General features: G+C 69.0%; 22 protein-coding genes and 1 tRNA gene. 11 read left to right on the forward strand and 12 right to left on the reverse strand.

Annotation, left to right across the window (positions count from 1 at the left end):
• The first annotated feature begins 34 nt into the window (after positions 1–34).
• From LC041_RS16010 to LC041_RS16025, 4 genes are read left to right on the forward strand one after another with little or no spacing between them, the layout of a single operon-like run.
• A complete protein-coding gene (locus tag LC041_RS16010; RefSeq protein ID WP_226534086.1) occupies positions 35–397 on the forward strand; it encodes an L-rhamnose mutarotase in 363 nt (120 codons plus the stop codon).
• The gene (gene rhaI, locus LC041_RS16015; protein WP_226534087.1) at positions 394–1,560 is read left to right on the forward strand and encodes an L-rhamnose isomerase; all 1,167 of its coding nucleotides are present in this window, start codon (positions 394–396) and stop codon (positions 1,558–1,560) included. Before LC041_RS16010 ends, rhaI begins: the two co-directional genes overlap by 4 nt.
• A 40-nt stretch (positions 1,561–1,600) precedes the next feature.
• Positions 1,601–3,637 (forward strand): bifunctional aldolase/short-chain dehydrogenase, encoded by a 2,037-nt coding sequence (locus LC041_RS16020; RefSeq protein WP_226534088.1) that lies wholly within the window; start codon positions 1,601–1,603, stop codon positions 3,635–3,637.
• Positions 3,634–5,040 carry a rhamnulokinase gene (locus tag LC041_RS16025; protein ID WP_226534089.1) on the forward strand — a complete coding sequence of 469 codons (1,407 nt, stop codon included), beginning with the start codon at positions 3,634–3,636 and terminating at the stop codon, positions 5,038–5,040. The genes LC041_RS16020 and LC041_RS16025 overlap by 4 nt, the downstream gene beginning before the upstream one ends.
• Before the next feature lie 56 nt (positions 5,041–5,096).
• Here the strand turns inward: LC041_RS16025 and LC041_RS16030 are convergent, their stop codons facing one another.
• On the reverse strand, positions 5,097–5,999 hold the full coding sequence (locus LC041_RS16030) for a helix-turn-helix transcriptional regulator (protein ID WP_226534090.1): 903 nt from the start codon (positions 5,997–5,999) through the stop codon (positions 5,097–5,099).
• A 126-nt stretch (positions 6,000–6,125) separates the two neighbouring features.
• On the opposite strand from LC041_RS16030, the gene LC041_RS16035 reads away from it, so the two are divergent.
• Both LC041_RS16035 and LC041_RS16040 read left to right on the forward strand, forming a co-directional pair.
• Positions 6,126–7,151 carry a zinc-dependent alcohol dehydrogenase family protein gene (locus LC041_RS16035; protein WP_226534091.1) on the forward strand — a complete coding sequence of 342 codons (1,026 nt, stop codon included), beginning with the start codon at positions 6,126–6,128 and terminating at the stop codon, positions 7,149–7,151.
• A gap of 4 nt (positions 7,152–7,155) precedes the next feature.
• On the forward strand, positions 7,156–8,319 hold the full coding sequence (locus LC041_RS16040) for an MFS transporter (RefSeq protein ID WP_226534092.1): 1,164 nt from the start codon (positions 7,156–7,158) through the stop codon (positions 8,317–8,319).
• 66 nt (positions 8,320–8,385) lie between these two features.
• Here the strand turns inward: LC041_RS16040 and LC041_RS16045 are convergent.
• The 7 genes from LC041_RS16045 to LC041_RS16075 all read right to left on the reverse strand — a co-directional run bounded on the left by LC041_RS16045 (position 8,386) and on the right by LC041_RS16075 (position 14,611).
• Positions 8,386–8,459 (reverse strand) — tRNA-Gly (locus LC041_RS16045).
• 91 nt (positions 8,460–8,550) lie between these two features.
• On the reverse strand, positions 8,551–9,384 hold the full coding sequence (locus tag LC041_RS16050; RefSeq protein WP_226534093.1) for an alpha/beta fold hydrolase: 834 nt from the start codon (positions 9,382–9,384) through the stop codon (positions 8,551–8,553).
• The gene (locus tag LC041_RS16055) at positions 9,368–10,051 is read right to left on the reverse strand and encodes a TetR/AcrR family transcriptional regulator (protein ID WP_226534094.1); all 684 of its coding nucleotides are present in this window, start codon (positions 10,049–10,051) and stop codon (positions 9,368–9,370) included. The genes LC041_RS16050 and LC041_RS16055 overlap by 17 nt, the downstream gene beginning before the upstream one ends.
• Before the next feature lie 102 nt (positions 10,052–10,153).
• Positions 10,154–11,008, reverse strand: a complete 855-nt coding sequence (locus LC041_RS16060; RefSeq protein WP_226534095.1) for a fumarylacetoacetate hydrolase family protein — start codon at positions 11,006–11,008, stop codon at positions 10,154–10,156.
• A 16-nt stretch (positions 11,009–11,024) separates the two neighbouring features.
• Complete coding sequence (gene rhmD / locus LC041_RS16065) at positions 11,025–12,203, reverse strand: L-rhamnonate dehydratase (RefSeq protein WP_226534096.1); 1,179 nt, start codon at positions 12,201–12,203, stop codon at positions 11,025–11,027.
• Complete coding sequence (locus tag LC041_RS16070) at positions 12,200–13,237, reverse strand: zinc-dependent alcohol dehydrogenase (protein ID WP_226534097.1); 1,038 nt, start codon at positions 13,235–13,237, stop codon at positions 12,200–12,202. Before LC041_RS16070 ends, rhmD begins: the two co-directional genes overlap by 4 nt.
• A 30-nt stretch (positions 13,238–13,267) precedes the next feature.
• Complete coding sequence (locus tag LC041_RS16075; RefSeq protein ID WP_226534098.1) at positions 13,268–14,611, reverse strand: MFS transporter; 1,344 nt, start codon at positions 14,609–14,611, stop codon at positions 13,268–13,270.
• 126 nt (positions 14,612–14,737) lie between these two features.
• Between LC041_RS16075 and LC041_RS16080 the strand changes: the two genes are divergently transcribed.
• The 3 genes from LC041_RS16080 to LC041_RS16090 are packed head-to-tail and all read left to right on the forward strand — an operon-like array spanning position 14,738 to position 16,631.
• Complete coding sequence (locus LC041_RS16080; protein ID WP_226534099.1) at positions 14,738–15,538, forward strand: IclR family transcriptional regulator; 801 nt, start codon at positions 14,738–14,740, stop codon at positions 15,536–15,538.
• Positions 15,539–15,547: 9 nt separating this feature from the next.
• On the forward strand, positions 15,548–16,153 hold the full coding sequence (dcd, locus tag LC041_RS16085; RefSeq protein WP_226534100.1) for a dCTP deaminase: 606 nt from the start codon (positions 15,548–15,550) through the stop codon (positions 16,151–16,153).
• Between the two features lies 1 nt (position 16,154).
• Positions 16,155–16,631, forward strand: coding sequence for a hypothetical protein (locus LC041_RS16090; protein ID WP_226534148.1), 477 nt, complete (start codon positions 16,155–16,157; stop codon positions 16,629–16,631).
• Positions 16,632–16,637: 6 nt separating this feature from the next.
• On the opposite strand, the gene LC041_RS17410 is transcribed toward LC041_RS16090, so the two are convergent.
• Together LC041_RS17410 and LC041_RS16100 are read right to left on the reverse strand one after the other, a co-directional pair.
• Positions 16,638–17,672 (reverse strand): FUSC family protein, encoded by a 1,035-nt coding sequence (locus LC041_RS17410; RefSeq protein WP_226534101.1) that lies wholly within the window; start codon positions 17,670–17,672, stop codon positions 16,638–16,640.
• The gene (locus LC041_RS16100; protein ID WP_226534102.1) at positions 17,611–18,561 is read right to left on the reverse strand and encodes an alpha/beta hydrolase family protein; all 951 of its coding nucleotides are present in this window, start codon (positions 18,559–18,561) and stop codon (positions 17,611–17,613) included. The genes LC041_RS17410 and LC041_RS16100 overlap by 62 nt, the downstream gene beginning before the upstream one ends.
• 72 nt (positions 18,562–18,633) lie before the next feature.
• On the opposite strand from LC041_RS16100, the gene LC041_RS16105 reads away from it, so the two are divergent.
• Positions 18,634–19,278, forward strand: coding sequence for a TetR/AcrR family transcriptional regulator (locus tag LC041_RS16105; protein WP_226534103.1), 645 nt, complete (start codon positions 18,634–18,636; stop codon positions 19,276–19,278).
• 72 nt (positions 19,279–19,350) lie between these two features.
• On the opposite strand, the gene LC041_RS16110 is transcribed toward LC041_RS16105, so the two are convergent.
• Positions 19,351–20,016: a hypothetical protein gene (locus LC041_RS16110; RefSeq protein ID WP_226534104.1), complete on the reverse strand. Its 666-nt coding sequence runs from the start codon at positions 20,014–20,016 to the stop codon at positions 19,351–19,353.
• A 103-nt stretch (positions 20,017–20,119) separates the two neighbouring features.
• On the opposite strand from LC041_RS16110, the gene LC041_RS16115 reads away from it, so the two are divergent.
• A complete protein-coding gene (locus LC041_RS16115; protein WP_226534105.1) occupies positions 20,120–20,701 on the forward strand; it encodes a MarR family winged helix-turn-helix transcriptional regulator in 582 nt (193 codons plus the stop codon).
• A gap of 102 nt (positions 20,702–20,803) precedes the next feature.
• Here the strand turns inward: LC041_RS16115 and LC041_RS16120 are convergent, their stop codons facing one another.
• Positions 20,804–22,210: an MFS transporter gene (locus LC041_RS16120; RefSeq protein ID WP_226534106.1), complete on the reverse strand. Its 1,407-nt coding sequence runs from the start codon at positions 22,208–22,210 to the stop codon at positions 20,804–20,806.
• Between the last annotated feature and the right edge of the window lie 76 nt (positions 22,211–22,286).

Here is a 22,286-nt window from a genome sequence, read left to right on the forward strand (position 1 = left end):
AGAGCACCGGCCGGGCGCTCGCAGAAAGGTCCCGATGATGCGCGTGTGCGTAAAGCTCCAGGTGCGGCCCGAGCTTCTGGACGAGTACCGCGAGCGTCACGCGCCCGTGTGGCCGGAGATGCTCGCCGAGATCGCGGCAGCCGGACGGCGCAACTACTCGCTCTTCCTCGCGCCCGACGGCGAGCTCATCGGATACTACGAGACCGATGACGATGCCGCGGCTCAGGCCTATCTCGCCGCGTCGCCCATCGCCGCCCGTTGGGAGGCAGAGATGGCTCGCTTCTTCGTCGGTCTCGACGGACGGCCGGACCAGGCCGCCACCATACTTCCCGAGGTGTTCCACCTCGAGGACCAGCTCCCCACCTCCGATCTTCACAACGAAAGCAGTACATCGTGAGCATCCTCTCCCCTGAAAACCTCGCAGCCCTCGAGAAGCAGGGCATCGAGCTCCCCAGCTGGGCGTTCGGCAACTCCGGTACCCGGTTCAAGGTGTTCGGCACCCCCGGGACGCCGCGCGACCCCTGGGAGAAGATCGCAGATGCCGCGCAGGTCAATCGCTACACGGCGCTCGCCCCCGCGGTCGCGCTGCACATCCCGTGGGACGTGGTCGACTCGTACTCCGACCTGCGCGCGTATGCCGAAGACCTGGGCGTCTCGCTCGGCACCGTCAACTCCAACACTTTCCAGGACGACGACTACAAGTTCGGGGCCCTGACACACGAGGACGCCGCGATCCGCCGCAAGGCCATCGACCACCACCTGGCCTGCATCGACGTGATGGATGCGACCGGAAGCCGCGACCTCAAGATCTGGCTCGCCGAGGGGTCGAACTACCCCGGCCAGGCCGATCTGCGCGGACGTCAGGACCGCCTGAACGACTCGCTTCAGAAGATCTACGACCGTCTGGGCGAGCACCAGCGGCTCGTGCTGGAGTACAAGTTCTTCGAGCCCGCTTTCTACCACACCGACGTTCCGGACTGGGGGACCTCGTACGCCCAGGTGAGTGCCCTCGGCGACAAGGCGATGGTGTGCCTCGACACCGGGCACCACGCCCCCGGCACGAACATCGAGTTCATCGTGATGCAGCTGCTGCGCCTCGGCAAGCTGGGGTCGTTCGACTTCAACTCGCGCTTCTACGCCGACGATGACCTGATCGTGGGCGCCGCCGACCCGTTCCAGCTGTTCCGCATCCTGTTCGAGGTCGTGCGCGGCGGTGGTCTGAACAACCCCGACGTGGCGTTCATGCTCGACCAGTGCCACAACGTCGAAGACAAGATCCCCGGCCAGATCCGCTCGGTGCTCAACGTGCAGGAGATGACTGCCCGCGCGCTGCTCGTCGACCGTGAGGCCTTGTCTGCTGCGCAGACGGCGGGCGACGTCCTGGCTGCGAACGCCGTGTTCATGGATGCGTTCTACACCGACGTGCGTCCCGCGCTCGCAGAGTGGCGCGAGAGCCGCGGCCTCGCCGCCGACCCGATGGCCGCCTACCTCGCCTCGGGATACCAGCAGAAGATCGCGGCCGAGCGCGTGGGCGGCGTCCAGGCCGGCTGGGGCGCCTGAGCGCTCCGTCCTTCGACCCATCGATCAAGGAACGACACACATGACGAATCCGACCGCCGCCGCCCTCCTCGCGCGGAGCAACCGCTTCGGCGCCGACCCGAAGAACACGAACTATGCCGGTGGCAACACCTCCGCGAAGGGCACCGAGATCGACCCGGTCACCGGGCAGCCGGTCGAGCTGCTGTGGGTCAAGGGCTCGGGCGGCGACCTGGGCACCCTCACCGAGAGCGGCCTCGCGGTGCTGCGCCTCGACCGGATGCGTGCGCTCGTCGACGTGTACCCCGGTCTCGAGCGTGAAGACGAGATGGTGGCCGCGTTCGACTACTGTCTGCACGGCAAGGGGGGAGCCGCCCCCTCGATCGACACCGCCATGCACGGTCTCGTCGACGCCGCGCACGTGGACCACCTGCACCCGGACTCCGGCATCGCGATCGCGACGGCGGCCGACGGCGAAGCGCTGACCGGGACGATCTTCGGCGAGAAGGTCGTGTGGGTACCGTGGCGTCGCCCCGGGTTCCAGCTCGGCCTCGACATCGCCGCGATCAAGGAGGCGAACCCCGAGGCGATCGGATGCATCCTCGGCGGACACGGCATCACGGCCTGGGGTGACACGTCCGACGAGGCCGAGGCGAACTCGCTGTGGATCATCGACACCGCAGCCTCATATATCGCGGAGAACGGCGCGGCCGATCCGTTCGGGGGCATCCGCTCCGGTTTCGAAGCTCTGCCCGAGGAAGAGCGCCGTGAACGCGCCGCCGCGCTCGCCGGGACGATCCGGGGCATCGCCTCGACGGACCGTCCGATGGTGGGGCATTTCACGGATGCCACGGAGGTGCTCGAGTTCCTCGCATCCGAGAAGGCGCCGTCCCTCGCCGCGCTGGGCACGAGCTGCCCCGACCACTTCCTGCGCACCAAGGTCAAGCCGTTGATCCTCGATCTGCCGCCGACGGCGTCCGCCGAGGAGCAGATCGCCCGTCTGCATGAGCTCCATGAGCAGTACCGCGCCGACTACCAGGCGTACTACGATGCGCATGCGACGGCCGAGTCCCCCGCGATCCGCGGTGCCGATCCGCTCATCGTGCTCGTCCCCGGGGTGGGCATGTTCTCGTACGGGGCGAACAAGCAGACCGCCCGCGTCGCCGGCGAGTTCTACGTCAACGCGATCAATGTGATGCGCGGGGCCGAGGCGCTGTCGACCTACTCGCCGATCTCGGACGCCGAGAAGTTCCGTATCGAGTACTGGGCGCTGGAAGAGGCCAAGCTGCAGCGGATGCCGAAGCCGAAGTCGCATCAGGGCCGTATCGCCTTCGTCACGGGCGCCGCCTCCGGCATCGGAAAGGCCATCGCCACCCGCCTCGCCGCGGAAGGCGCCTGTGTGGTCATCGCCGACCTCGACCTCGCCAAGGCCCAGGCCGCAGCCGCTGAGCTCGGAGGCACCGACGTCGCGATCGGCGTCGCGGCGAACGTGGCCGACGCCGACGCGATCCAGGCCGCGCTGAACGACGCGGTGCTCGCGTTCGGCGGCGTCGACCTCGTCGTCAACAACGCCGGCCTCTCGCTCTCGAAGCCCTTGCTCGAGACCACCGAGAAGGACTGGGATCTGCAGCACGATGTCATGGCCAAGGGCTCGTTCCTCGTATCGAAGTCTGCCGCGCGCGTGCTCATCGACCAGAAGCTCGGCGGCGACATCGTCTACATCTCGTCGAAGAACTCCGTCTTCGCCGGCCCGAACAACATCGCGTACTCCGCGACCAAGGCCGACCAGGCCCACCAGGTGCGCCTGCTCGCGGTCGAGCTGGGCGAGTACGGAATCCGTGTGAACGGGATCAACCCCGACGGCGTCGTGCGAGGCTCCGGCATCTTCGCCTCCGGCTGGGGAGCGAACCGCGCAGCGACCTACGGCGTCGCCGAAGAGGACCTCGGACAGTTCTACGCGAACCGCACGATCCTCAAGCGCGAGGTCGTGCCCGAGAACGTCGCTGACGCTGTCTACGTGCTCACGGGGCCGGAGCTCAGCCGCACCACGGGTCTGCACATCCCGGTCGACTCCGGCGTCGCCGCGGCGTTCCTGCGATGAGCATGCGCGCCGTCGCGGCCGTCGACCTCGGCGCGACCAGTGGCCGGGTCATGATCGGCCGCGTAGGCGACGGCAGGCTCGACCTCGAGCTCGTGACACGATTCCCCAACGGCCCCGTCGTGCGGAGCGACGGACTGCACTGGGACTTCGACGCCCTTTACGAGAACGTGCTCGCAGGCTTGGCGGAGGCCGTGCGCCGAGAGCCTGCGATCGAGAGCATCGGCATCGACTCGTGGGCCGTGGACTACGGTCTGATCGCGGGAGGGGAGCTTCTCGCCGAGCCCTTCCACTATCGCGATGAGCGCACGGCGCGCGGCGTGGTCGAGGTGCACGAGATCATTCCGTTCTCGGAGCTCTACACGCGCAACGGCCTGCAGTTCCTGCCCTTCAACACGCTCTACCAGTATCGGATCGACGAGAGGGTCGCGGACGCCGACACCGCCCTCCTCATCCCCGACCTGATCGCGTTCCTGCTCACGGGCGTCCGCGCCGCGGAGCGCACGAACGCCTCGACGACCGGGCTGCTCGGAGTGGACGACGGCGAGTGGGACGTCGAACTCGCGACGTGCATCGGCATCCCGACGCAGATGCTGCCCCCGCTCATCGATCCCGGCACGGTGATCGGGTCGCTCCGACCCGAGGTCGCCGGGCGGATCGGCAAGGATCTGCCGGTGATTGCGGTGGGTTCGCACGACACGGCATCCGCGGTGGTCGCGGTACCTCTGGCCTCGCCCTCCGCTGCGTACATCTCGTGCGGCACGTGGGGCCTGGTCGGACTGGAATTGACCGAGCCGGTGTTGACGGAGGCCGCGCGCGAGGCGAACTTCACCCACGAGCTCGGCGTCGACGGTCGATACCGTTTCCTGCACAACGTCACCGGCTTGTGGCTGCTGAGCGAGAGCGTGCGTGCGTGGGAGGCCGAGGACGGCGTGTCGATCGATCTTCCGGAGCTGCTCGCGGCAGCGGCCGCGGTCGCGGAAGAGGTGCCGCTGTTCGATGCGAACGACCCGTCGCTCAATGCTCCCGGCGACCTGCCGGCGCGCATCGCCGCGCTGATCCAGGCGGCCGGAGCGTCCGTTCCGTCGACTCGCACCGCGTTCGCGCGCAGCATCGTCGAGAGCATCGCCGTTGCGTTCGCCGACGCCGTTCGCACGGCGTCCACGCTGTCGGGGCGTGAGGTCGACGTGATCTACCTCGTCGGTGGCGGCTCCCTCAACGCGCTGCTGTGTCAGGCGACGGCCGATCGTTCGGGGCTTCCTGTGCTGGCGGGCCCCGTCGAGGCGACCGCTCTCGGCAACGTGCTCATGCAGGCGCGAGCGCGAGAGGGCGCGAAGGTCGAGCTGGAAGAGCTGCGCACCCTGGTCGCCGCGACCCATCCGTCCCGTCGGTTCGACCCGAGCTGAAGCATCGATCTCGCCGATCTGCTGTAGCCCTCGGCCGGGAACGGAATCGCCGGGTATCAGTCCATCTGGTGCGCGGCTTCTTCCGTGACGGCGGTCACTGCTGGACGGTTCGACGCGGCCCAGCTGGCGAGGAGCCGCAGTCGTTCCGCGCTCGGCGATCCCGGTTCGGCGGTGTAGATCATGAGCACGGAACCGGGGTCGGCCGTGATGGCGAGCTCCTCGTAGGCGAGGATGAGCTCGCCGACGACGGGGTGGTGGAAGCGCTTCGTCCCGGCGCCATGGCTGCGCACGTCGTGGGCTCCCCACAGACGCCGGAAGACGTCGCTTCTGGTGGACAACTCGCCGACGAGTTCTTGGATGCTCTTGTCGTGGGGGTCGCGCCCCGCTTCGGCGCGCATGATGGCGACGCACATCTCGGCGAAGAGGTCCCAATCGGGGTAGAACTCGTGCGACGCGGGGTCGAGGAACTGGAAGCGGGCGAGGTTCGGAGTGCGGCCGCCGTCGCCGATGAGGGGCGAGTAGAACGCTCGCCCCAGTTCGTTGGTGGCCAGGATGTCCTGATGGGTGTTGCGCACGAAGGCGATGCCGTCGGCGATGGAGTCCACGGCCCAGTGCAGACTGGGTCGCAAGTTCCCTGGCTTCGAGGCCCGACGACGTGGGCGACCAGAGGCGGGGATGCCGTCCGCGGCTCGCGCGAGATCGAACAGGTGAGCGCGTTCGGTGTCGTCGAGCTGCAACGCACCAGACACGGCGTCGAGGACCGAAGCCGAGGCGCCGGAGATCGCACCACGTTCGAGCTTGGCGTAGTACTCCACGCTCACTCCGGCCAGCATCGCGACCTCCGCCCGCCGCAAGCCGTCGACCCGCCGGTTCGGACCGGCAGGCAGACCAGCCTGCTCCGGCGAGACCTTGGCGCGACGCGACATGAGGAACTCTCGGACCTCTGCTCGATTGTCCATACCCCGACCATACGTCCGAGCCCGCCCGCGAGGGGTGCCCTCCTGGTACACCTTTCGATAGAGACTCCCCCGCGTTCCTGATGCGGCGTTCAATGGTGACAACGCCCTCAGACGAAGGAGATCATCATGCGCGGAGTCGTCATGCACACCCCCGGCGACGTTCGGGTCGAAGAACGCGAAGACCCCACCATCGTCGATCCGACCGACGCCGTCATCCGGCTCACGGCGACCTGTATCTGCGGTTCGGACCTGTGGCCCTATCGGGGCGTCGAGCCCGTCGACCACACCGTCATGGGACACGAGTACGTCGGTGTCGTCGAGCAGATCGGCGACGAGGTGAAGAGCCTGAAGGTCGGCGACTTCGTCGTCGGGTCCTTCGTCATCTCCGACAACACCTGCGAGATCTGCCAGTCCGGATACCCCTCCAAGTGCGTGCACGCCCAGTTCGTGTCGATGGGCATCGGCACGCAGTCCGAGCTCGCCCGCATTCCCCACGCCGACGGCACGCTGGTCGCGACTCCCGGTCAGCCTGACGCCGACCTCATCCCCTCGCTGCTGGCCGCATCCGACGTGCTCGGGACCGGCTGGTTCGCTGCGGTCGCTGCCGAGGTCGGACCGGGCAAGACCGTCGCCGTGGTCGGCGACGGAGCGGTCGGCCTGATGGGGGTGCTCGCCGCCAAGCAGCTGGGCGCCGAGCGCATCATCGCGATGTCCCGCCACGCGGATCGTCAGGCGCTGGCCCGTGAGTTCGGTGCCACCGACATCGTGGAAGAGCGCGGAGAGGCGGGAGCCGCCCGCATCAAGGAGCTCACCGACGGACTCGGCGCTCACAGCGTGATCGAGGCCGTCGGCACTGAGGAGTCGATGCTCCAGGCCATCCGCTCCACCCGCGGCGGCGGCCACATCGGTTTCGTCGGCGTGGCCCATGAGGGCGTCACCCTCCCGCTCGACGAACTCTTCTTCGCCGAGGTGCATCTGCACGGCGGTCCCGCACCCGTGCGCCGATTCCTCCCCGAACTCATCGAGAAGATCTGGAACCGTGAGATCGACCCCGGCAAGGTGTTCGACCTCACCCTCCCGCTCGAGGAGGCGGCCGAGGGCTACCAAGCCATGGACGAACGCCGCGCCATCAAGGTGCTGCTGACTCTCTGAACCGATGCCGCTCGTCATCTACGTCCTTGCCGTCGGCACCTTCCTCATGGGCACGACCGAGTTCGTCGTTGCCGGCCTTCTCCCCGAGATGGCCGTTGACTTCGGCACCACCGTGGCCCACGTCGGCCTGTCCATCACGGTCTTCGCCGTGGGAATGATCGTCGGCGCGCCCGCGATGGCTCTCATGACACTGCGACTGCCTCGCCGGGTGACGCTCGCCTCGGCGCTCGGAGTGTTCGCCATCGGACATGTCGCGGTCGCGCTGACGACGAGCTTCGAACTCCTGCTCGTGGCTCGTTTCCTCACCGCCGTCGCAACAGGTGCGTTCTGGGCCGTCGGATCCGCCGCCGCTGCTCGCAGCGCTGGACCCGATGCGAGCTCGCGCGCTCTCGGTCTGGTCCTCGGCGGCGGCATGCTCGCGAACGTCCTCGGCGTTCCCCTCGGCTCCCTCAGCGGACAGCTCATCGGATGGCGCGGAACCTTCGGGGCACTGGCCGTGCTCGCCGCCATCGCCGCCGTAGGGGTCGCGCGACTCGTCCCGGCCGACACAGCGCCCGCGAAGCGTCCGACCGCTCTCGATGAACTCCGCCTCCTCCGCAACGGACGCCTGTGGCTCGTGCTCATCACCTGCGCCGTCATCAACGCCGGGGTGCTCTCCGTGTACAGCTACATCGCCCCGCTCATCACCGACAGCGCAGGCCTGCCCGGGGCGGTCATCCCGTTCGCGCTCATGGCGTTCGGTGTCGGCGCACTCGTCGGCAATGTCGTGGGCGGACGCCTCGGCGACAGGCATCCATACGCGACCTCGTTCGTCACGGCCGGAGTCACCCTCATCGCGTGCGCAGGCATCTGGGCCTTCTCGTCGCAACCTGTGGTGCTGCTCGTGCTGTTCACGCTTCTGGGACTGGTGGGACTTTCCGCGAACCCGATCATGGTGTCACTCGCTGTCCGATTCGGCGGGGAGTCGGAGGCGCTGGCTGCGGCGATGCCTACGTCGATCTTCAATCTGGGGACCGCGCTCGGGACCGGACTCACGAGCGCACTCCTGCTCGGCCCGTGGGGATCCAACGAGCCGGCCATCATCGGAGTCGTCTTCGGAGTCCTGATCTTCCTTCCGCTCGGCGCGCTTGCCGTCCTCGAACGGTCGAAAGCCCCCATCGCGGTCTGATTGCGGGGCGCGACCGAGCGGCGCGTCCGCCTCCCGCGACGGCGCCGGAAGAGGGCGAGGTGCCAGTGGAGGGGCTGACGGGAATCGAACCCGCGCTGTCTGCTTGGGAAGCAGAAGTTCTACCATTGAACTACAGCCCCGTACTCGAGCACCCGCGGAATTCCGCGGCGCGAAAGAGTACCGTCAGCCTACAGGGCGGGTAGGGAATGCCCAAACGCACTCGAGGGTCTTTCAACCCTCGGGCTCTGAGATCGTGCGCATGAGAGCGCGGGCGGTGTCGAGCACCTCGGCGGGATGGGTGAGGTGCACGTGATGCTCGGCCTTCGGCCACGACACCAGAGTGGCGCCGAGGGTGTCGGCGAGTCGGACGTGCGCGCGGCGGGCGGGAGAGCGTTCGGGGCGATCCGCGGTGACCACGACCGAGGGTCTCTGCGGCAGAGGCGCGTCATCGAACGTGCGTGCCAGAGCGCCGAGCCCTGCGACCGCGTGTGCCAGCTGCGGGAGGTCGGCGTGCGCCGTCGCCCACATGGCCTCCGTGGCCTCGGGTGACATCCGATGACGCCGTGCGGACCTCCGTGCGGCCGTCCGAAGCAGTGCGCCGACGCCGCGGCCCAGGACGGGGGTGCGTGAGATGCGTTCGAGTCGCCGCATGCTCGCTTCGACACGCGCGGCGAAGGCCGGCTCGTTGATCGGGGTCGGGTCGAGCAGGAGGAGGGCGGCGACGTCGTCGGGATGGTCGCGGGCGAGCAGGGCGGCGACGGCGCCTCCCAGGCTCTGGCCGATGATCAGCACGGGGCCGAGACCTAGCTCGGTGATCAGGCGATGAAGGTCCTCGGTCGCCGTGGAGAGACGTCCCTCGCGCTCCGAGTGCCCGGTCCCCGGCCGGTCGAAGAGGATCACGCGGCATCCGGGGGTGCGGAGCAGACCCTCGGGGAGGCCGGGGAAGAATCCCGCGCTCGGCTCGGCCCCGCCGGGGAGGAGGAGCACCGCAGGGCCGGATTCCCCGAGCACGGTCACCGCGTCGCCGGTGCTCAACGACACGTGGCTCTCATCGTGTGCGTTCATCGTGCTCCTGCCTCAGGCCGTCCAGGACGAGGTCGAGCTGCCTGTCGTACGCTGCCTCGTCGCAGGGGGCGGGAAGCTCGTGCAGCAGACGTGCGGCGGCCGGACGGCTCGACGCAGCGCGCTGCTGCTCCCGCCGTAGCGATGTCGGGGTCGACGACGGGCGGGAGAGGTTGCGGTGGGCGATCGCGGCTCCGGCGGCGAGCGCAACGATCGTGCGGTAGAGATCTTGCGCCCGCTCCTCCGACGCCCCGGCCGCCAGCAGGTTCTCGAGGATCAGCTCCCCGAACAGGTGCTGCGCCGTGCGATCCGCCTCGGGGCGGTGGCCGGCGATGGAGAGGAGCAGCTCGGGGTGTCGGCACCCTGCACGGTGGACGCGTCGAGCGGCCTCTCGAACGACCTCCACGGGGGTGGCATCCGTCGGGAGGTCAGCGACCATCTCGCGCGCGACGAAGGCGTCGGCTACGGCATCGATCAACGCAGAGCGATCTCGTACATGGTTGTAGATGGCTGTGGGGGACACCCCGAGCTCGGTGGCCACGTGGCGCAGCGACAGGGCCTCGAACCCTCCACGGTCGACCACTCGCTCCGCGGCTTCGATCACGCGCTCCGTGCTCAGACCCGCAGGGATTCCCCGGCCGCGTCCCCGCCCCGCGCGTGCTGTGGTCATGGATCCTCCGGTGGCGGTGCGGGCGAATGGGCCTAATTAACGGTGTACATTACACGGCTAACCGCCCTCGCGCCATCCCCGCTCCGGTGTCGGCGCCGTGACTCAGCGTCGGGCGTCGACCAGGCGCTGGCGCTGACTGCCGAGTCCGTCGATGCCGATCTCGACGACGTCGCCGGACTTCAGGTAGGGGAAGCGACCGGAGAGGGCCACTCCCTGCGGAGTGCCGGTGTTGATCAGATCGCCCGGTTCGAGCACGAGGTACTGCGACAGGTGGTGGACGATCTGCGCGACGGTGAAGATCATGTCCGCGGTGTTCGAGTCCTGACGGGTCTCGCCGTTGACGGTGGACCAGAGCCGCAGCGCCTGCGGGTCGACCTCGTCTGCGGGCACGAGCGCCGGACCGAGCGGGTTGAACGTCTCGGCGTTCTTGCCCTTCGACCACTGCCCGCCCGACTGCTCGACCTGGAACGCCCGTTCGGAGACGTCGTGCGACACGACGTACCCGGCGATGTGCGCGAGCGCGGCCTCGGGGCTGTCGAGATAGCGCGCGGTGGTGCCGATCACGACGCCGAGCTCGACCTCCCAGTCCACCTTCTCGGCGCCGGGCGGGATGAGAACGTCGTCGAACGGGCCGACGATCGTGTTGGGGTGCTTGTGGAACAGGATCGGCACCGCGGGCGGCGCGTCACCGGACTCCGCGGCGTGTGCGGCATAGTTCTGCCCGATACACAGCACTGCCATCGGGCGGGCGATGGGGGCGCCGATGCGCAGCGCCTCGGCGCCGTCGAGCACGGGCAGAGCACCGGTGGCGAGCGCTTCCCGCGTACGCTCGATGCCTCCGCGGGCGAGGAAGTCGCCGTCGATGTCGGTCGTGAGGGGCGCCAGGTCGTGGACGCGGCCGTCCTGGCGCACCGCAGGGCGTTCGGCGCCGAGCGCGCCGAGTCGGAGGAACTCCATGGGTCAGTCTCCCGGGTCAGTGGGTGTGGGGGCGGTGCTTCTGGATGGCGTCCGAGAGCTCGACGCCGAAGCCGGGCGTCTCGGGGACCTTGAGGCGTCCGTTCTCGGGGACGGGTTCGCCGACGAGCATGGGGGAGAACATCGGGACGACCTCCTCCGCCGTCGGGTGCATCATCAGGAACTCCGCGAACGGGCTGTTCGTGCGGGTCACGACGAAGTGGTACGAGTACACCGAGGAGCCGTGCGGGACGACCATCGTGCCGTGCGCGTCGGCGAGCGCCGAGATCTTGACGAGCTCGGTGATCCCGCCACACCATCCCACATCGGGCTGGATGAGGTCGATACCGGTCTCGAGCAGCTGGCGGAAGCCCCATCGGGTCGCCTCGTGCTCGCCCGTCGTGATGAGCATGGACGAGGGGGCGCGCTTGCGCAGCTCCGCATAGCCCCAGTAGTCGTCGGGGATGAGGGCCTCTTCCAGCCACTTCAGGCCGTAGTCGGATGCGGCGTGCGCCAGGCGGGTCGCATAGTCGACGTCGAGCGACATCCAGCAGTCGTACATGAGCCAGAAGTCGTCGCCGACCTTCTCGCGCATGTCGGCGAGCAGTGCGATGTTCTTGCGCAGGCCCTCTTCCCCCTCGGCCGGGCCGTGGTGCAGGGGCATCTTGCCGCCGATGAAGCCGAGCTCCTTGGCCTTGTCGGGGCGCGCGCCCGTCGCATAGAACTGCAGTTCGTCGCGCACGGGACCGCCGAGCAGGGCGAACACCGGCTCCTGGCGGATGCGGCCGAGCAGGTCGTACAGCGCGAGGTCGACGCCGCTGATCGCGTTGAGCACCACCCCGCGACGACCGTAGTAGAGCGTCGACTTGTACATCTGGTCCCAGATGCGCTCGATATCGGTGACCGGGCGTCCTTCGAGGAAGCGCGCGAGGTGCTTCTCCACGATGAAGGCGCCGATCTCGCCCGCGGTCGTGATCGAGAAGCCGACGGTGCCGTCGCTCGCCTCGATCTCGACCACGAGGGTGCCGAGCACGTTGATGCCGAAGCTCTGACGCGACTGACGGAACTCGGGGTACACGCTCATCGGGGTGGCGATGTGGTCGTCGATCCAGTGCTCCGCGCCCTGGTCGTGGTAGTCCGCGCCGCCGCCGCGCACGGTGTACGCGCGGACCTCGCGGATGGTCGGGGTGCCGATCATCGTGTCTGTTCCTCTCGGTCGAACCGGACAAGCACCTTGCCCGGGGTGCCGTCTCCGGCCGCGAGGGCGGAGAAGGCGGAATCCGCGTCGGCGACGTCGATCTCCCGACTGATCAGTGCGCGATAGGTGTCGGGCTCTGCGCCGATGATCGCGGTGGCGTCGATGAAGTCGTCCGATCCGTAGGTGAAGCTTCCGATGAGCGCGCGCTCCTCGGTGCTGATGAGGAAGGCGTCCAGGCTCACCTGCGGCGCTCCCATGCCGACCAGGCAGATCGGCGCGCCCAGCACCGTGCTGGTGAGGGCGTCGCGCAGCGTGGGAGTGATGCCGACGGCGTCGAGGGCCGCGTCCGCGAGCCCGCCGCGGTCTCGCAGCTGGTCGGCGACCGCGCCGTCGGCGGGATCGATGGTCTCGGCGCCGAGGCGCTGCACCAGGTCGCGGCGCGCGGCATCCATCTCGCTCACGATCACCTCTCCTGCCCCCGCATTCCGCAGCGCGATGACCACGGACTGGCCGATGGGTCCGCCGCCGATCACGAGCACGCGGCCCAGGCTCTCCTTCGGCAGGCGCCGGACCGCGTGCACGGCCACCGCGAGCGGCTCGATCAGCGCGCCGAGCTCGATCGGCAGGGAGTCGGGGAGCGGTACGACATTGCGCTGCGGCACCACGACGTAGTCGGCGAACGCGGCCGGGATCGCGGCCGCCACCCCGATCACGTGCTTTCCCGGATGATGCTGCTCACGTCCCGCATAGGCGGCGGCATCCTCCGCGGGCACGACGACCGGGTTGAAGGTCACCGCGGTGCCGATCGCGAGCCCGTCCACACCGTCGCCGATCGCGGCGATCGTGCCGCTCGACTCGTGCCCCATCACCTGGCCGGGGAACCGTCGGCCGTTCTCTCCGGTGTAGCCGTGCACGTCGGATCCGCAGATCCCCGTGGCAGTCACCCGGATGAGCACCTCCTCGGGTCCGGGCGTCGGTGTGGGGGCTTCACGGACGTCGAGGCGTCCGATCTCGGTGAGGACGAGCTCGCGCATGGGCTGTCTCCTTGATTCTGCTGACCGGGGTCAGCGCTGGCGGGCGGGGATGGTCGCGGCGAGTCCGACCCCGTCGGTCTCGCGGACCGCGGGGCTCACGATCCGGCTGAGCGCGATGAGCACCGCGCCGAGCAGGGCGATCGCCGCCAGGACGACGAGTCCGGCGCTGTCGCCGAAGGTGGCATCGGCCCAGTTCTTCAGGATGGGGGCGAGGAAGCCGCCGAGGCTGCCCAGCGAGTTGATGAGAGCGATGCCGCTCGCGGCCGCGGCGCCGAGGAGGAACGAGGTCGGCAGGGTCCAGAACACGGGCTGCACCGAGATGAACCCCGCGGCGCCGACACTGAGGGCGGCCAGTGCGAGGATCGGGTCCTGGATGACGGCCGAGAGCACGATGCCCACACCGGCGGCAGCGAGCGCGCACGTGGCGATGAGGCGCCGCTGCCCGGTGCTGTCGGCGAGCCGGGAGAGCACGAAGGTCACGATGAGCGCGAACGTCCAGGGCACCGCCGTCAGCAGTCCCACCTCGAGTCCGACAGGCTTGCCGACGATGGTGGCGATCTGCGTCGGGAGGTAGAAGGTCACCCCGTAGACACTCATCTGGATCGTCAGGTAGATGGCGGCGAAGTAGAGAACGATCGGGTTGCCGAGCGCGCGCAGGGCGCCGCGCGGGGAGTGGTTCTCCTTGGCGGTGTCCTCCGCCTCGAGCGCGGCGAGCAGGGTCGAGCGCTCTCCCTCGTCGAGCCACTTCGCGTCCTTCGGGCCGTTGTCGAGGTAGAAGAAGGCGATGATGCCGACGAGGACGGTGAGCGCGCCCGTGACGAGGAACATCAGCTGCCAGCCGTGGATGCCGACCTTGCCGTCGAGGTCGAGCAGCATTCCGGAGAGCGGGCCACCGAAGATGAAGGCGAGCGGCGCCCCGAAGTAGAACAGTCCGTTGACGCGCGCACGGTACTTCAGCGGGATCCAATAGGTGAGGAAGAGGATGACTCCGGGGAAGAACCCGGCCTCCGTGATGCCGAGCAGCACGCGGAGGATGTAGAAGATCCACTCGTTGGTCGCGAAGACCATGAGTCCGGAGACGATGCCCCAGGAGATCATGATCCGCGCGAGCCAGATCTTGGCGCCGACCTTGCGCATGATGAGGTTCGAGGGGACTTCGAAGAGGGCGTATCCGAGGAAGAAGATCCCGGCTCCCAGGGCGTAGGCCGCATCCGAGATGCCGGTGTCGGCCTGCCAGGCGACTTTGGCGAAGCCGAGGTTGGCGCGATCCAGGAACGCGAGGATGTACATGAGGAGCAGGATCGGGATCAGCCGGAGCGTGACCTTGCGGACGATCGCGGCGAGTTCGGGCCGCGTGGTGGACTGAGTGGACATCGGGGCATCTCCATTGACGGGTGGGTATCCAATGCGTTCACGTATGTGAACTGAGTGTCTCAGACCTGAACGCGCGATAGTGTGACACACGATCGCGTCCCGCACAATTCATCCATCGGGGGAGACATGACGGACACCGAGCACACGCCGAGCGCTGTGAAGTCCGCGGGGCGCGCGCTGGAGATCATCGAGCATCTCGCGGAGTCCGAGGCGCAGACGTTCCTCCAGCTCCTGGAAGCCCTCGGCTTGCCGCGTTCGAGCACGCACGGTCTGCTGCGCACACTGGTCGCGGCCGGCTGGGTGGAGCTCGATCCGGTGACCAAGCGCTACTCCCTGGGGTTGAAGGCCTGGCAGATCGGTCAGCGCTACGACGGGCATCGTCTGCTCCTGGAGTCGGGACCGACACTCATGCGCGCGCTCACCGATCAGACGGGGGAGACCGTCCAGATGGCACGCCTGGACGGGGTCGAGAACGTCTACATCGCCATCAGTCCTTCCCCCAACCCGATGCGGCTGGCCTCGAACGTCGGGATGCGCTTGCACGCGCACGCGACGGGCATCGGGAAGGCGCTGCTGAGCACGCTGGCGGACGACGACGCCTCCCGGAGACTGCGACAGGTCGCCATCCCTCGTCTGACCGCCCGGACGATCACCGATCCGGACGACATCCTCGAGGTGATCGCGAAAGGGCGCGACGTGGGCTTCTTCGTCGACGACGAGGAGTTCATCGACGGATGCCGGTGCGTGGCGATGCCGGTCACCTGGCCGGAGGAGACCGGGGTCGCGGCTGCGTTGAGCGTGACGATGCCGACCAGCCGCACGGACGCGCGATGGCCCCACTCGATGGTCGAGCCGCTGCGGCGCACGGTGATCCGGATGCGCGAGGAGATGAACCTGCCCGGCGTCGCGCGTGCCGAGGGCAACTAGGCTGGTGCCGTGCTTCTCAGCGATCGCGACATCAGAGCAGAACTCGCATCCGGCCGCGTCGGCCTCGAGCCGCGCGAAGAGGGGATGATCCAGCCGTCGAGCATCGACGTGCGTCTGGACCGCTACTTCCGGCTGTTCGACAACCACAAGTATCCGTTCATCGATCCGTCGGTCGATCAGCCGGAGCTCACGCGTCTGATCGAGGTCGACCCCGAGGAGCCGTTCATCCTGCACCCCGGCGAGTTCGCGCTCGGGGCGACGTTCGAGCAGGTCACCCTCCCGGATGACATCGCCGCCCGCCTCGAAGGCAAGTCCTCGCTCGGGCGTCTCGGGCTCATCACGCACTCGACGGCCGGGTTCATCGATCCGGGATTCACGGGCCATGTGACGCTGGAGCTCGCGAACGTGGCCACCTTGCCGATCAAGCTGTGGCCCGGGATGAAGATCGGGCAGCTGTGCTTCTTCCGGCTGACGTCGCCCGCGGAGAACCCCTACGGGTCCGGCCCTTACGGCAACCGCTATCAGGGACAGCGCGGACCGACGGCCTCCCGGTCGTTCCAGAACTTCCATCGGACGGACGTCGGCGTGACCGACGTCGGAGCAGTCGGAGGCTGAGATGAGCGATATCAGCGGCACCACCCCGGAAGAACCGATCGGCCCTGAGGAGGGCGGGGTTCCCGAGGAGCCGCTGATTCCGCCCGCGGAGGCGGTGATCCCGCCGCCCCCGCCGGACATCCCGATTCCGGACGGCCTGCTCAGCCCGCCCCCGTCGGCAGCGATCCCACCCGCGGATGCGGTGCTCCCACCGCCTCCGTCCGAGACGCGTCGACGCTCCGACCGACCGCGACCGACCCCCGCCATCCTCGACGGCGAACCACCCGCCGCCGTCGCCGATGACTGGGCTCGGCCCTCGGTCGCGCCGGAGGCCCCGACCTCCGGCAGCTACGGCGGTCTCACCGTGGCGATCTTCGTCTTCCTGTTCGTGCTCCTGATCGCCGCGATCGGACTCGTGGTGTTCCTGCTGAACACGGTGAGCTTCCCCTGGGCCGGCGCCGACGGCGGGGAGACGCTTGCCGTCGTCCTGCGGATCTGAGGTCGCTCAGGCGCTCTTCCCGATCCGTCGCCGCCGGCGCAGGGCGGCCGAGGCGACGGCGACGAGCGTGCCGACCGTCACGCCGATGACCGTCTCGATCGCGCGATCCTGCAGGAGCACGTCGACGGGCGCCGGGGCGGCGAGGTGCACCATGAGCAGCGCGAGCGGTGTGATGAACACCATCGCGATGCCGTAGTTGCGCCCGACGAAGAGTTCGGCGGCGGCCTGCAGCATCACCACGAGGGCGATGACCGCGAGGGGCGGCAGGTCGAAGGCGAGGATCCCGGCTGCGACGAGCACCCCGAGCAGCGTCCCGAGCAGACGCTGGATCCCGCGGATCACGCGGGCGTTGAGCTGTGGGCCGCTGACGGCGGCGACCGCTCCGACGGCCGCCCAGTACCAGTGGGAGTCCATGATCAGCAGCCCGGCGACGCCCGCCCCGACGATCGCGATGCCGACCGACAGCGCCATCTCCCGGGCGATCGGGCCCACGGGTTGCGGAGTCTTCGGCGGCACGTCGTCCGTGCGGCGGGTGAAGACGCCGACGAGCGCGGTGATCGATAGCCCGAACAGGACGCTCGGTCCGCCGACCAGCAGCACGTCGCCGAAGGAGGCGACGGTGGCCGGGATGGTCGCGCACGCTCCGACCGCGAAAACCGGGAACAGCGGCCCCGGCGGGTGCCAGCGCATCGTGTAGGCGAGCAGGGTGACGGCGGAGGCGATCACGGCGACGACGAGGATGCTGACCGCAGCGGGGACGGCGAGGGCCGACAGCGCGGTGCCGACGAGCATCGACGCGAGGATGATCCCGCCGGCGCTCGCCTGCATCCGGATGCGATCGCGGAACACGTCATGACGCCCGTACAGGGCGGCGAAGGCGCCGAAGCTCGCATAGATGCTCAGGTCGAGGCGGCCCAGCATCCACAGCACGAGCAATGGCGCCGCCACGCTGATCGCCGCTCGGAGGGCCACTCGGTGATCACCGCGGTGCGGTTCGACGCGGAGGACGCCCGTCCATACTCTTCCCCGGGATTCCGCCACCGATCCAGCCTACGTCCGACGGGGCCGGCGCCGGACGGGTCAGCCCGCCCGTCACGAGCGCGACGACTGCGTCGAGCGTCGCATCCGCCGACAGTACGCGGGTGTGTCCGAACCCTTCGGTGCGCAGCAGGCGGGAGCGCTCGCCGTGGGCCGCGTGCAGCCGGAGGGAATCGGAGTCCGGCATCCGTCCGTCATCGCGGTCGTGCACGACCAGCAGTGCGGTCTGCGCCGGAAGCGGATACCGTACGGCGTCGTAGCGCGCCCGCATCGTGGCTTGATCCAGGTCGAGCCGTCGGCGGAATCGCTCCGAGAGTCGCGCGGTCGTCGGAGGATCGAGGCGGAGCTCCCGCGCGAACTCCGCGAGGAAGGCGTCGGGCCCGGCTGCTCCGGCGATCGCGACGACCGCGTCGGTGGGCACCGTGGATCGGGCGGCCGTCAACGCGGCGAAGGCCCCGAACGAGTGGCCGACGATCGCAGTGAAGGGGCCGTGGGCGGTGTGCAGCTGTTCGGCGGCGTCGACCCAGTCGCGCACATCGGTGCGGCCGCCGGCGGAGTCGCCGTGGGCGGGCGCGTCGAAGGCGAGCACGCGGAAGCCCTCTGCGACGAGTTCGCGCACGAGCGGTGCGAACTGCGAGGCCCGTCCGCGCCACCCATGCAGGAGCAGCACTGCGCGGGGGCCGCGGCCCCACTCGTACGTCGACACGTCGACGCCTCGCACGCGCAGACTCCCGAGGCGCGCGTCGTCGAACGTCGGGGTGTCGGCGTCGCGCACCGGCATCCGGGGAGAGGTGCTGAAGAAGAGGCGGTACGCGAGGTCGCCCGCGAGCGCGGGGGAGACGCGGGCTGCGGCGTGGATGCCGCGGGTGAGCAGCACGGGGATCGACGGCATGGGGACCCTTTCGCCAAACAATACGAACGATCATACGTATACTAGGCGAACGATCGTTCGTATACTAGGAGGATGTCGATCCATACGGTGCAGGACGGGCGGCGGGCTCGTGGCGATGCCTCCCGTCGCATCGTGCTGCACAGCGCGACCGATCTCGCCTCCGTCGAAGGTCTGGACGGGCTGACTATTGGGAGGCTCGCCGAGGCCTCCGGGTCGAGCAAGAGCAGCATCGCCACGCTCTTCCGCAGCAAGGAGGGCCTGCAGCTCGCCACGGTCGAGGCCGCGAGGGAGATCTTCACCTCCCGGGTCGTCGAGCCCGCTCGGGAGCATCCGCGGGGTGTCCACCGCCTCGCCGCGCTGCTGCGCAACTCCCTCGCCTATTCGAAGGATCGGGTCTTCAGCGGGGGATGCTTCTTCGCCGCCACCGCGGCCGACGTGGACTCGAAGTCCGGACCCGTCCGTGACGCGGTGCGTGCGGCGCTGGTCGATTGGTACGGATACCTCGAAGCCCAGCTCCGTCACGCGGTGGCCTCGGGGGAGATCGACGCCGATGCGGAGGTGCTCGCGTTCGAGCTCATCGCCTTGAACGAGCATGCCAACGCGCGCTCGCTGCTGATGGACGATGATCGCCCGTACGCGCTCGCCGCCGCGGCGATGCGCGGTCGCCTCCGTGCTGCCGGTGCGGAGGAGTCCGCGGTGGCGCTCCTCGACTTCTGACGCCGGAGCTGCGACGCGCGAAACGCCCCACCCGCTGCCGGATGAGGCGTTTCGTCGATGGTGTGCAGGGCGTCAGGCGTCGCGACCGCGGGCGAAGCCGGCGTCGAAGCCGCGCTCGAACGCGCGCTGAGCCTTGCGTCCGGACGGAGCGTGTCCGTGCGGGTGGCCGTGCTCGTGCGGGTGGCCGTGCTCGTGCGGGTGGCCATGACGGCATCCGTGCTCGGTGTCGGTGCCCGGGCCGAAGTCCCGGCGGAACGGGTGGCCGAACCCGTGGCGGGCCCCGCGACCAAGGCGGTGGCCGCCGAATCCGTGGCGACGCCCGCGGGGAAGAGGGGTCTCCTCGTCCCAGCCGAACGCGCGTGCGATCTTCTCCAGCGACGCCAGCGTGGTGGCCATGTCCTCGGCGGGCACGGCATCGGCGACCTTCGCGCGGATCTCGTCCACGATGGCGCCCAGGCGATCCTTCGCCGCGCGACCATCGTCGGTGAGTGCCCAGCCGTCGCCGTCGGCGGCGACCCAGCCGCGCTCGATCAGGCCGTGCAGCTTGTGCGTGTTCAGCGGACGATCCGGCGCGACGGTGCCGTCGACGGCGTTGAGGATCCGCCAGTCGCGGCGGTTCGCGTGCTCGCTGTCGAAGGCGGCGGCGAACTCGGCCGCCATCAGGCGGTCGGCGGCCTTCAGCCAATAGCCGAACGGGCGGGTGGTGTTCTCGGAGTTGTGTGATTCAGAGGTGTTCATGGGAAGTCCTTCGTTGTCCGTGTGCATGTGTATGTCACAGTGCATGTATATGTAGTGTGACATGAAGTTGGAATGCATGTCAAGTCGCATGTAAAATCGAGAGGTGACCCCAGACTCGAACGACGCCCAGCCGGATCCCGCCGAGGCCATCGCCCAGGCTCTGTCCCGCTTGCGTGGACGCCGTCAGGGAGAGCGCGGTCCCGGCGGGCGAGGTGGGGCCGGTCGTGGTCAGGGCGGCCCGCACGGCTGGCACGGTGGGCCGCACGGCGACGATGCGCATGACCACTTCGATCACCATCGTGGACACCCGGGCATGCCACCCTGGATGGCGGACCCCTCCGGACGCCTCGGTGGTCCTGCCCGCATGCGGATGCTGGAGGCGCTGGCCGCGGCCGCGGCTCCGCTCAGTGTGAGCGACCTCGGTGCGGCGATCGGCGTCGACCAGCCGCGGGCATCACGGCTTGTCCAGCAGGGCGTCGAGCGTGGCTATGTGCGTCGCGAGGCCGACCCCGACGACGCGCGGCGCACGCGCATCGCGCTGACCGACGAGGGACGCCGTATCGCCCGCGGCATGCGCGGAGAGCGGCGCGAGATGCTGCGGACTGCGCTCGCCTCGTTCACCGAGGAGGAGCGTGTCGAACTCGCCAGGCTGCTGAACAAGCTCGCAGACAACTGGCAGCGCTGAGTTCGTTCACAACTCCGGAAGAAATCGGCGACCCGCCGTCTGAACGCCCCCTGAGGCGCGGTTTCGGCCCGTTTCTCCGGAGTTGTGAACGGGAGCCTCCCGTCAGCGCGGCGCCTTCACGGGAAGCAGCAGCAGGAAGCCGGCGAGCAGCACGATCACGATGCCCAGGATGCCGAACGCGGTCTGAGCCGTGAGGACGATCAGCAGGGTCCACGCGCCGGAGGCCATCCAGCTCGCCGCCCGCCCGGTGGTGGCGTACAGACCGAAGATCTCGCCTTCGCGCCCGGCCGGGGTGACCCTGGCGAGGAAGGAGCGGGCCGCTGCCTGGGCAGGTCCGACGAACGCGCACAGGATCAGGCCGCCGATCCAGAACACCATGGCGCCGACGTCCCGCAGGAAGAACACCGCGAGGCCCGCGACGATCATCGAGCCGATCGAGATGAGGATGATCCGCTTCGGTCCGAGTCGATCGTCGAGTCGGCCTGCGGCGATCGTCGAGACTCCGGCGATCAGGTTCGCCGCGATGCCGAAGACGATGATGTCCTGAGTGCCGAACTTGAAGACTGCCGTCCCGATGATTGCACCGAAGGCGAAGACGCCGCCGAGTCCGTCACGGAACACCGCGCTCGCCAGCAGATACCAGAAGGTGGGCCGGGTCTCCTCGTTGCGGTAGAGCCCGGCGACGTCCTTGACGAGCAGGGGGTAGGAGGCGAAGAAGCCGACCTTGCGCTCCGGGCGGCCGAGCGAGGGCTCGGGCACATTGAGGAAGATCGGGATGCTGAAGATGATCGCCCACACCGCGCAGCCGACCGCGATCAACCGGTAGGCGAGTCCGTTGTCGGTGGACATCCCGAACCAGTCGAAGGTGTCCAGCACGACGACGATCACCAGGGCGATGATGCCGCCGAGGTAGCCGAAGCCCCAGCCGAGCCCGGAGATGCGGCCGACGTTTCGAGGTGTGGCGATGCCGATGAGCATCGCGTTGGAGTTCACCGCGGCGATCTCCTGGAACACGGTCGCCGCCGAGATGAGCGCGACGCCCAGCCAGAACAGGCTCGGGGCCGGCTCCACGAACCACAGCCCGAGCATGCACAGGATCAGGGCACCGGTGCCGATCCCGAGCCAGAGCTTCTGCCGACCGGCGGCATCGGCGCGCTGGCCGAGCACCGGTGCGAGGAGCAGGATGCCGAAGGCGGCGATGGTGGACCCGAGGCCGAGCCCGGAGGCGAGGTCCGCCTCCGCCGCGATCCGGGCCGCATCGTCCTCGCTCAGAGCCGCGATGTCGGCGGGGAGGAAGGACTCGCTGACCAGATACAGCGCGGTGAAGACGAACGTGAGGATGACGGTGTTGAAGGGCTGGGTCGCCCAGTCCCACAGCGCCCAGGAGTAGACCTGCTTCCTGGGGGCGGGGGTCTCACCGCGGAGGTCGAGCCCGACGACGGCGACGGCGCCGCTGTTGGCAGTCGCTGCGGGCTCCGGGACGCCAGGGCGAGATTCGGGTTCGCTCATGGGGGAAGTCTGGCGGCCTCCGGTGAACGTCCGGTGACGGCGCGCCGCGTCGACACCTCCGACTTCGAATCGCGCA

The sequence above is a fragment of the Microbacterium paraoxydans genome (assembly GCF_020524545.1).
Taxonomy (GTDB): Bacteria; Actinomycetota; Actinomycetes; order Actinomycetales; family Microbacteriaceae; genus Microbacterium; species Microbacterium paraoxydans_C.

Excerpts from the sequence above, each read along its gene's own strand:
- LC041_RS16010 (WP_226534086.1), top strand. The coding sequence starts at position 35 with ATGATGCGCGTGTGCGTAAAGCTCCAGGTGCGGCCCGAGCTTCTGGAC.
- LC041_RS16020 (WP_226534088.1), top strand. The coding sequence starts at position 1,601 with ATGACGAATCCGACCGCCGCCGCCCTCCTCGCGCGGAGCAACCGCTTC.
- LC041_RS16025 (WP_226534089.1), top strand. The coding sequence starts at position 3,634 with ATGAGCATGCGCGCCGTCGCGGCCGTCGACCTCGGCGCGACCAGTGGC.
- LC041_RS16030 (WP_226534090.1), bottom strand. The coding sequence starts at position 5,999 with ATGGACAATCGAGCAGAGGTCCGAGAGTTCCTCATGTCGCGTCGCGCC.
- LC041_RS16035 (WP_226534091.1), top strand. The coding sequence starts at position 6,126 with ATGCGCGGAGTCGTCATGCACACCCCCGGCGACGTTCGGGTCGAAGAA.
- LC041_RS16040 (WP_226534092.1), top strand. The coding sequence starts at position 7,156 with ATGCCGCTCGTCATCTACGTCCTTGCCGTCGGCACCTTCCTCATGGGC.
- LC041_RS16050 (WP_226534093.1), bottom strand. The coding sequence starts at position 9,384 with ATGAACGCACACGATGAGAGCCACGTGTCGTTGAGCACCGGCGACGCG.
- LC041_RS16055 (WP_226534094.1), bottom strand. The coding sequence starts at position 10,051 with ATGACCACAGCACGCGCGGGGCGGGGACGCGGCCGGGGAATCCCTGCG.
- LC041_RS16060 (WP_226534095.1), bottom strand. The coding sequence starts at position 11,008 with ATGGAGTTCCTCCGACTCGGCGCGCTCGGCGCCGAACGCCCTGCGGTG.
- rhmD (WP_226534096.1), bottom strand. The coding sequence starts at position 12,203 with ATGATCGGCACCCCGACCATCCGCGAGGTCCGCGCGTACACCGTGCGC.
- LC041_RS16070 (WP_226534097.1), bottom strand. The coding sequence starts at position 13,237 with ATGCGCGAGCTCGTCCTCACCGAGATCGGACGCCTCGACGTCCGTGAA.
- LC041_RS16075 (WP_226534098.1), bottom strand. The coding sequence starts at position 14,611 with ATGTCCACTCAGTCCACCACGCGGCCCGAACTCGCCGCGATCGTCCGC.
- LC041_RS16080 (WP_226534099.1), top strand. The coding sequence starts at position 14,738 with ATGACGGACACCGAGCACACGCCGAGCGCTGTGAAGTCCGCGGGGCGC.
- LC041_RS16090 (WP_226534148.1), top strand. The coding sequence starts at position 16,155 with ATGAGCGATATCAGCGGCACCACCCCGGAAGAACCGATCGGCCCTGAG.
- LC041_RS16100 (WP_226534102.1), bottom strand. The coding sequence starts at position 18,561 with ATGCCGTCGATCCCCGTGCTGCTCACCCGCGGCATCCACGCCGCAGCC.
- LC041_RS16105 (WP_226534103.1), top strand. The coding sequence starts at position 18,634 with ATGTCGATCCATACGGTGCAGGACGGGCGGCGGGCTCGTGGCGATGCC.
- LC041_RS16110 (WP_226534104.1), bottom strand. The coding sequence starts at position 20,016 with ATGAACACCTCTGAATCACACAACTCCGAGAACACCACCCGCCCGTTC.
- LC041_RS16120 (WP_226534106.1), bottom strand. The coding sequence starts at position 22,210 with ATGAGCGAACCCGAATCTCGCCCTGGCGTCCCGGAGCCCGCAGCGACT.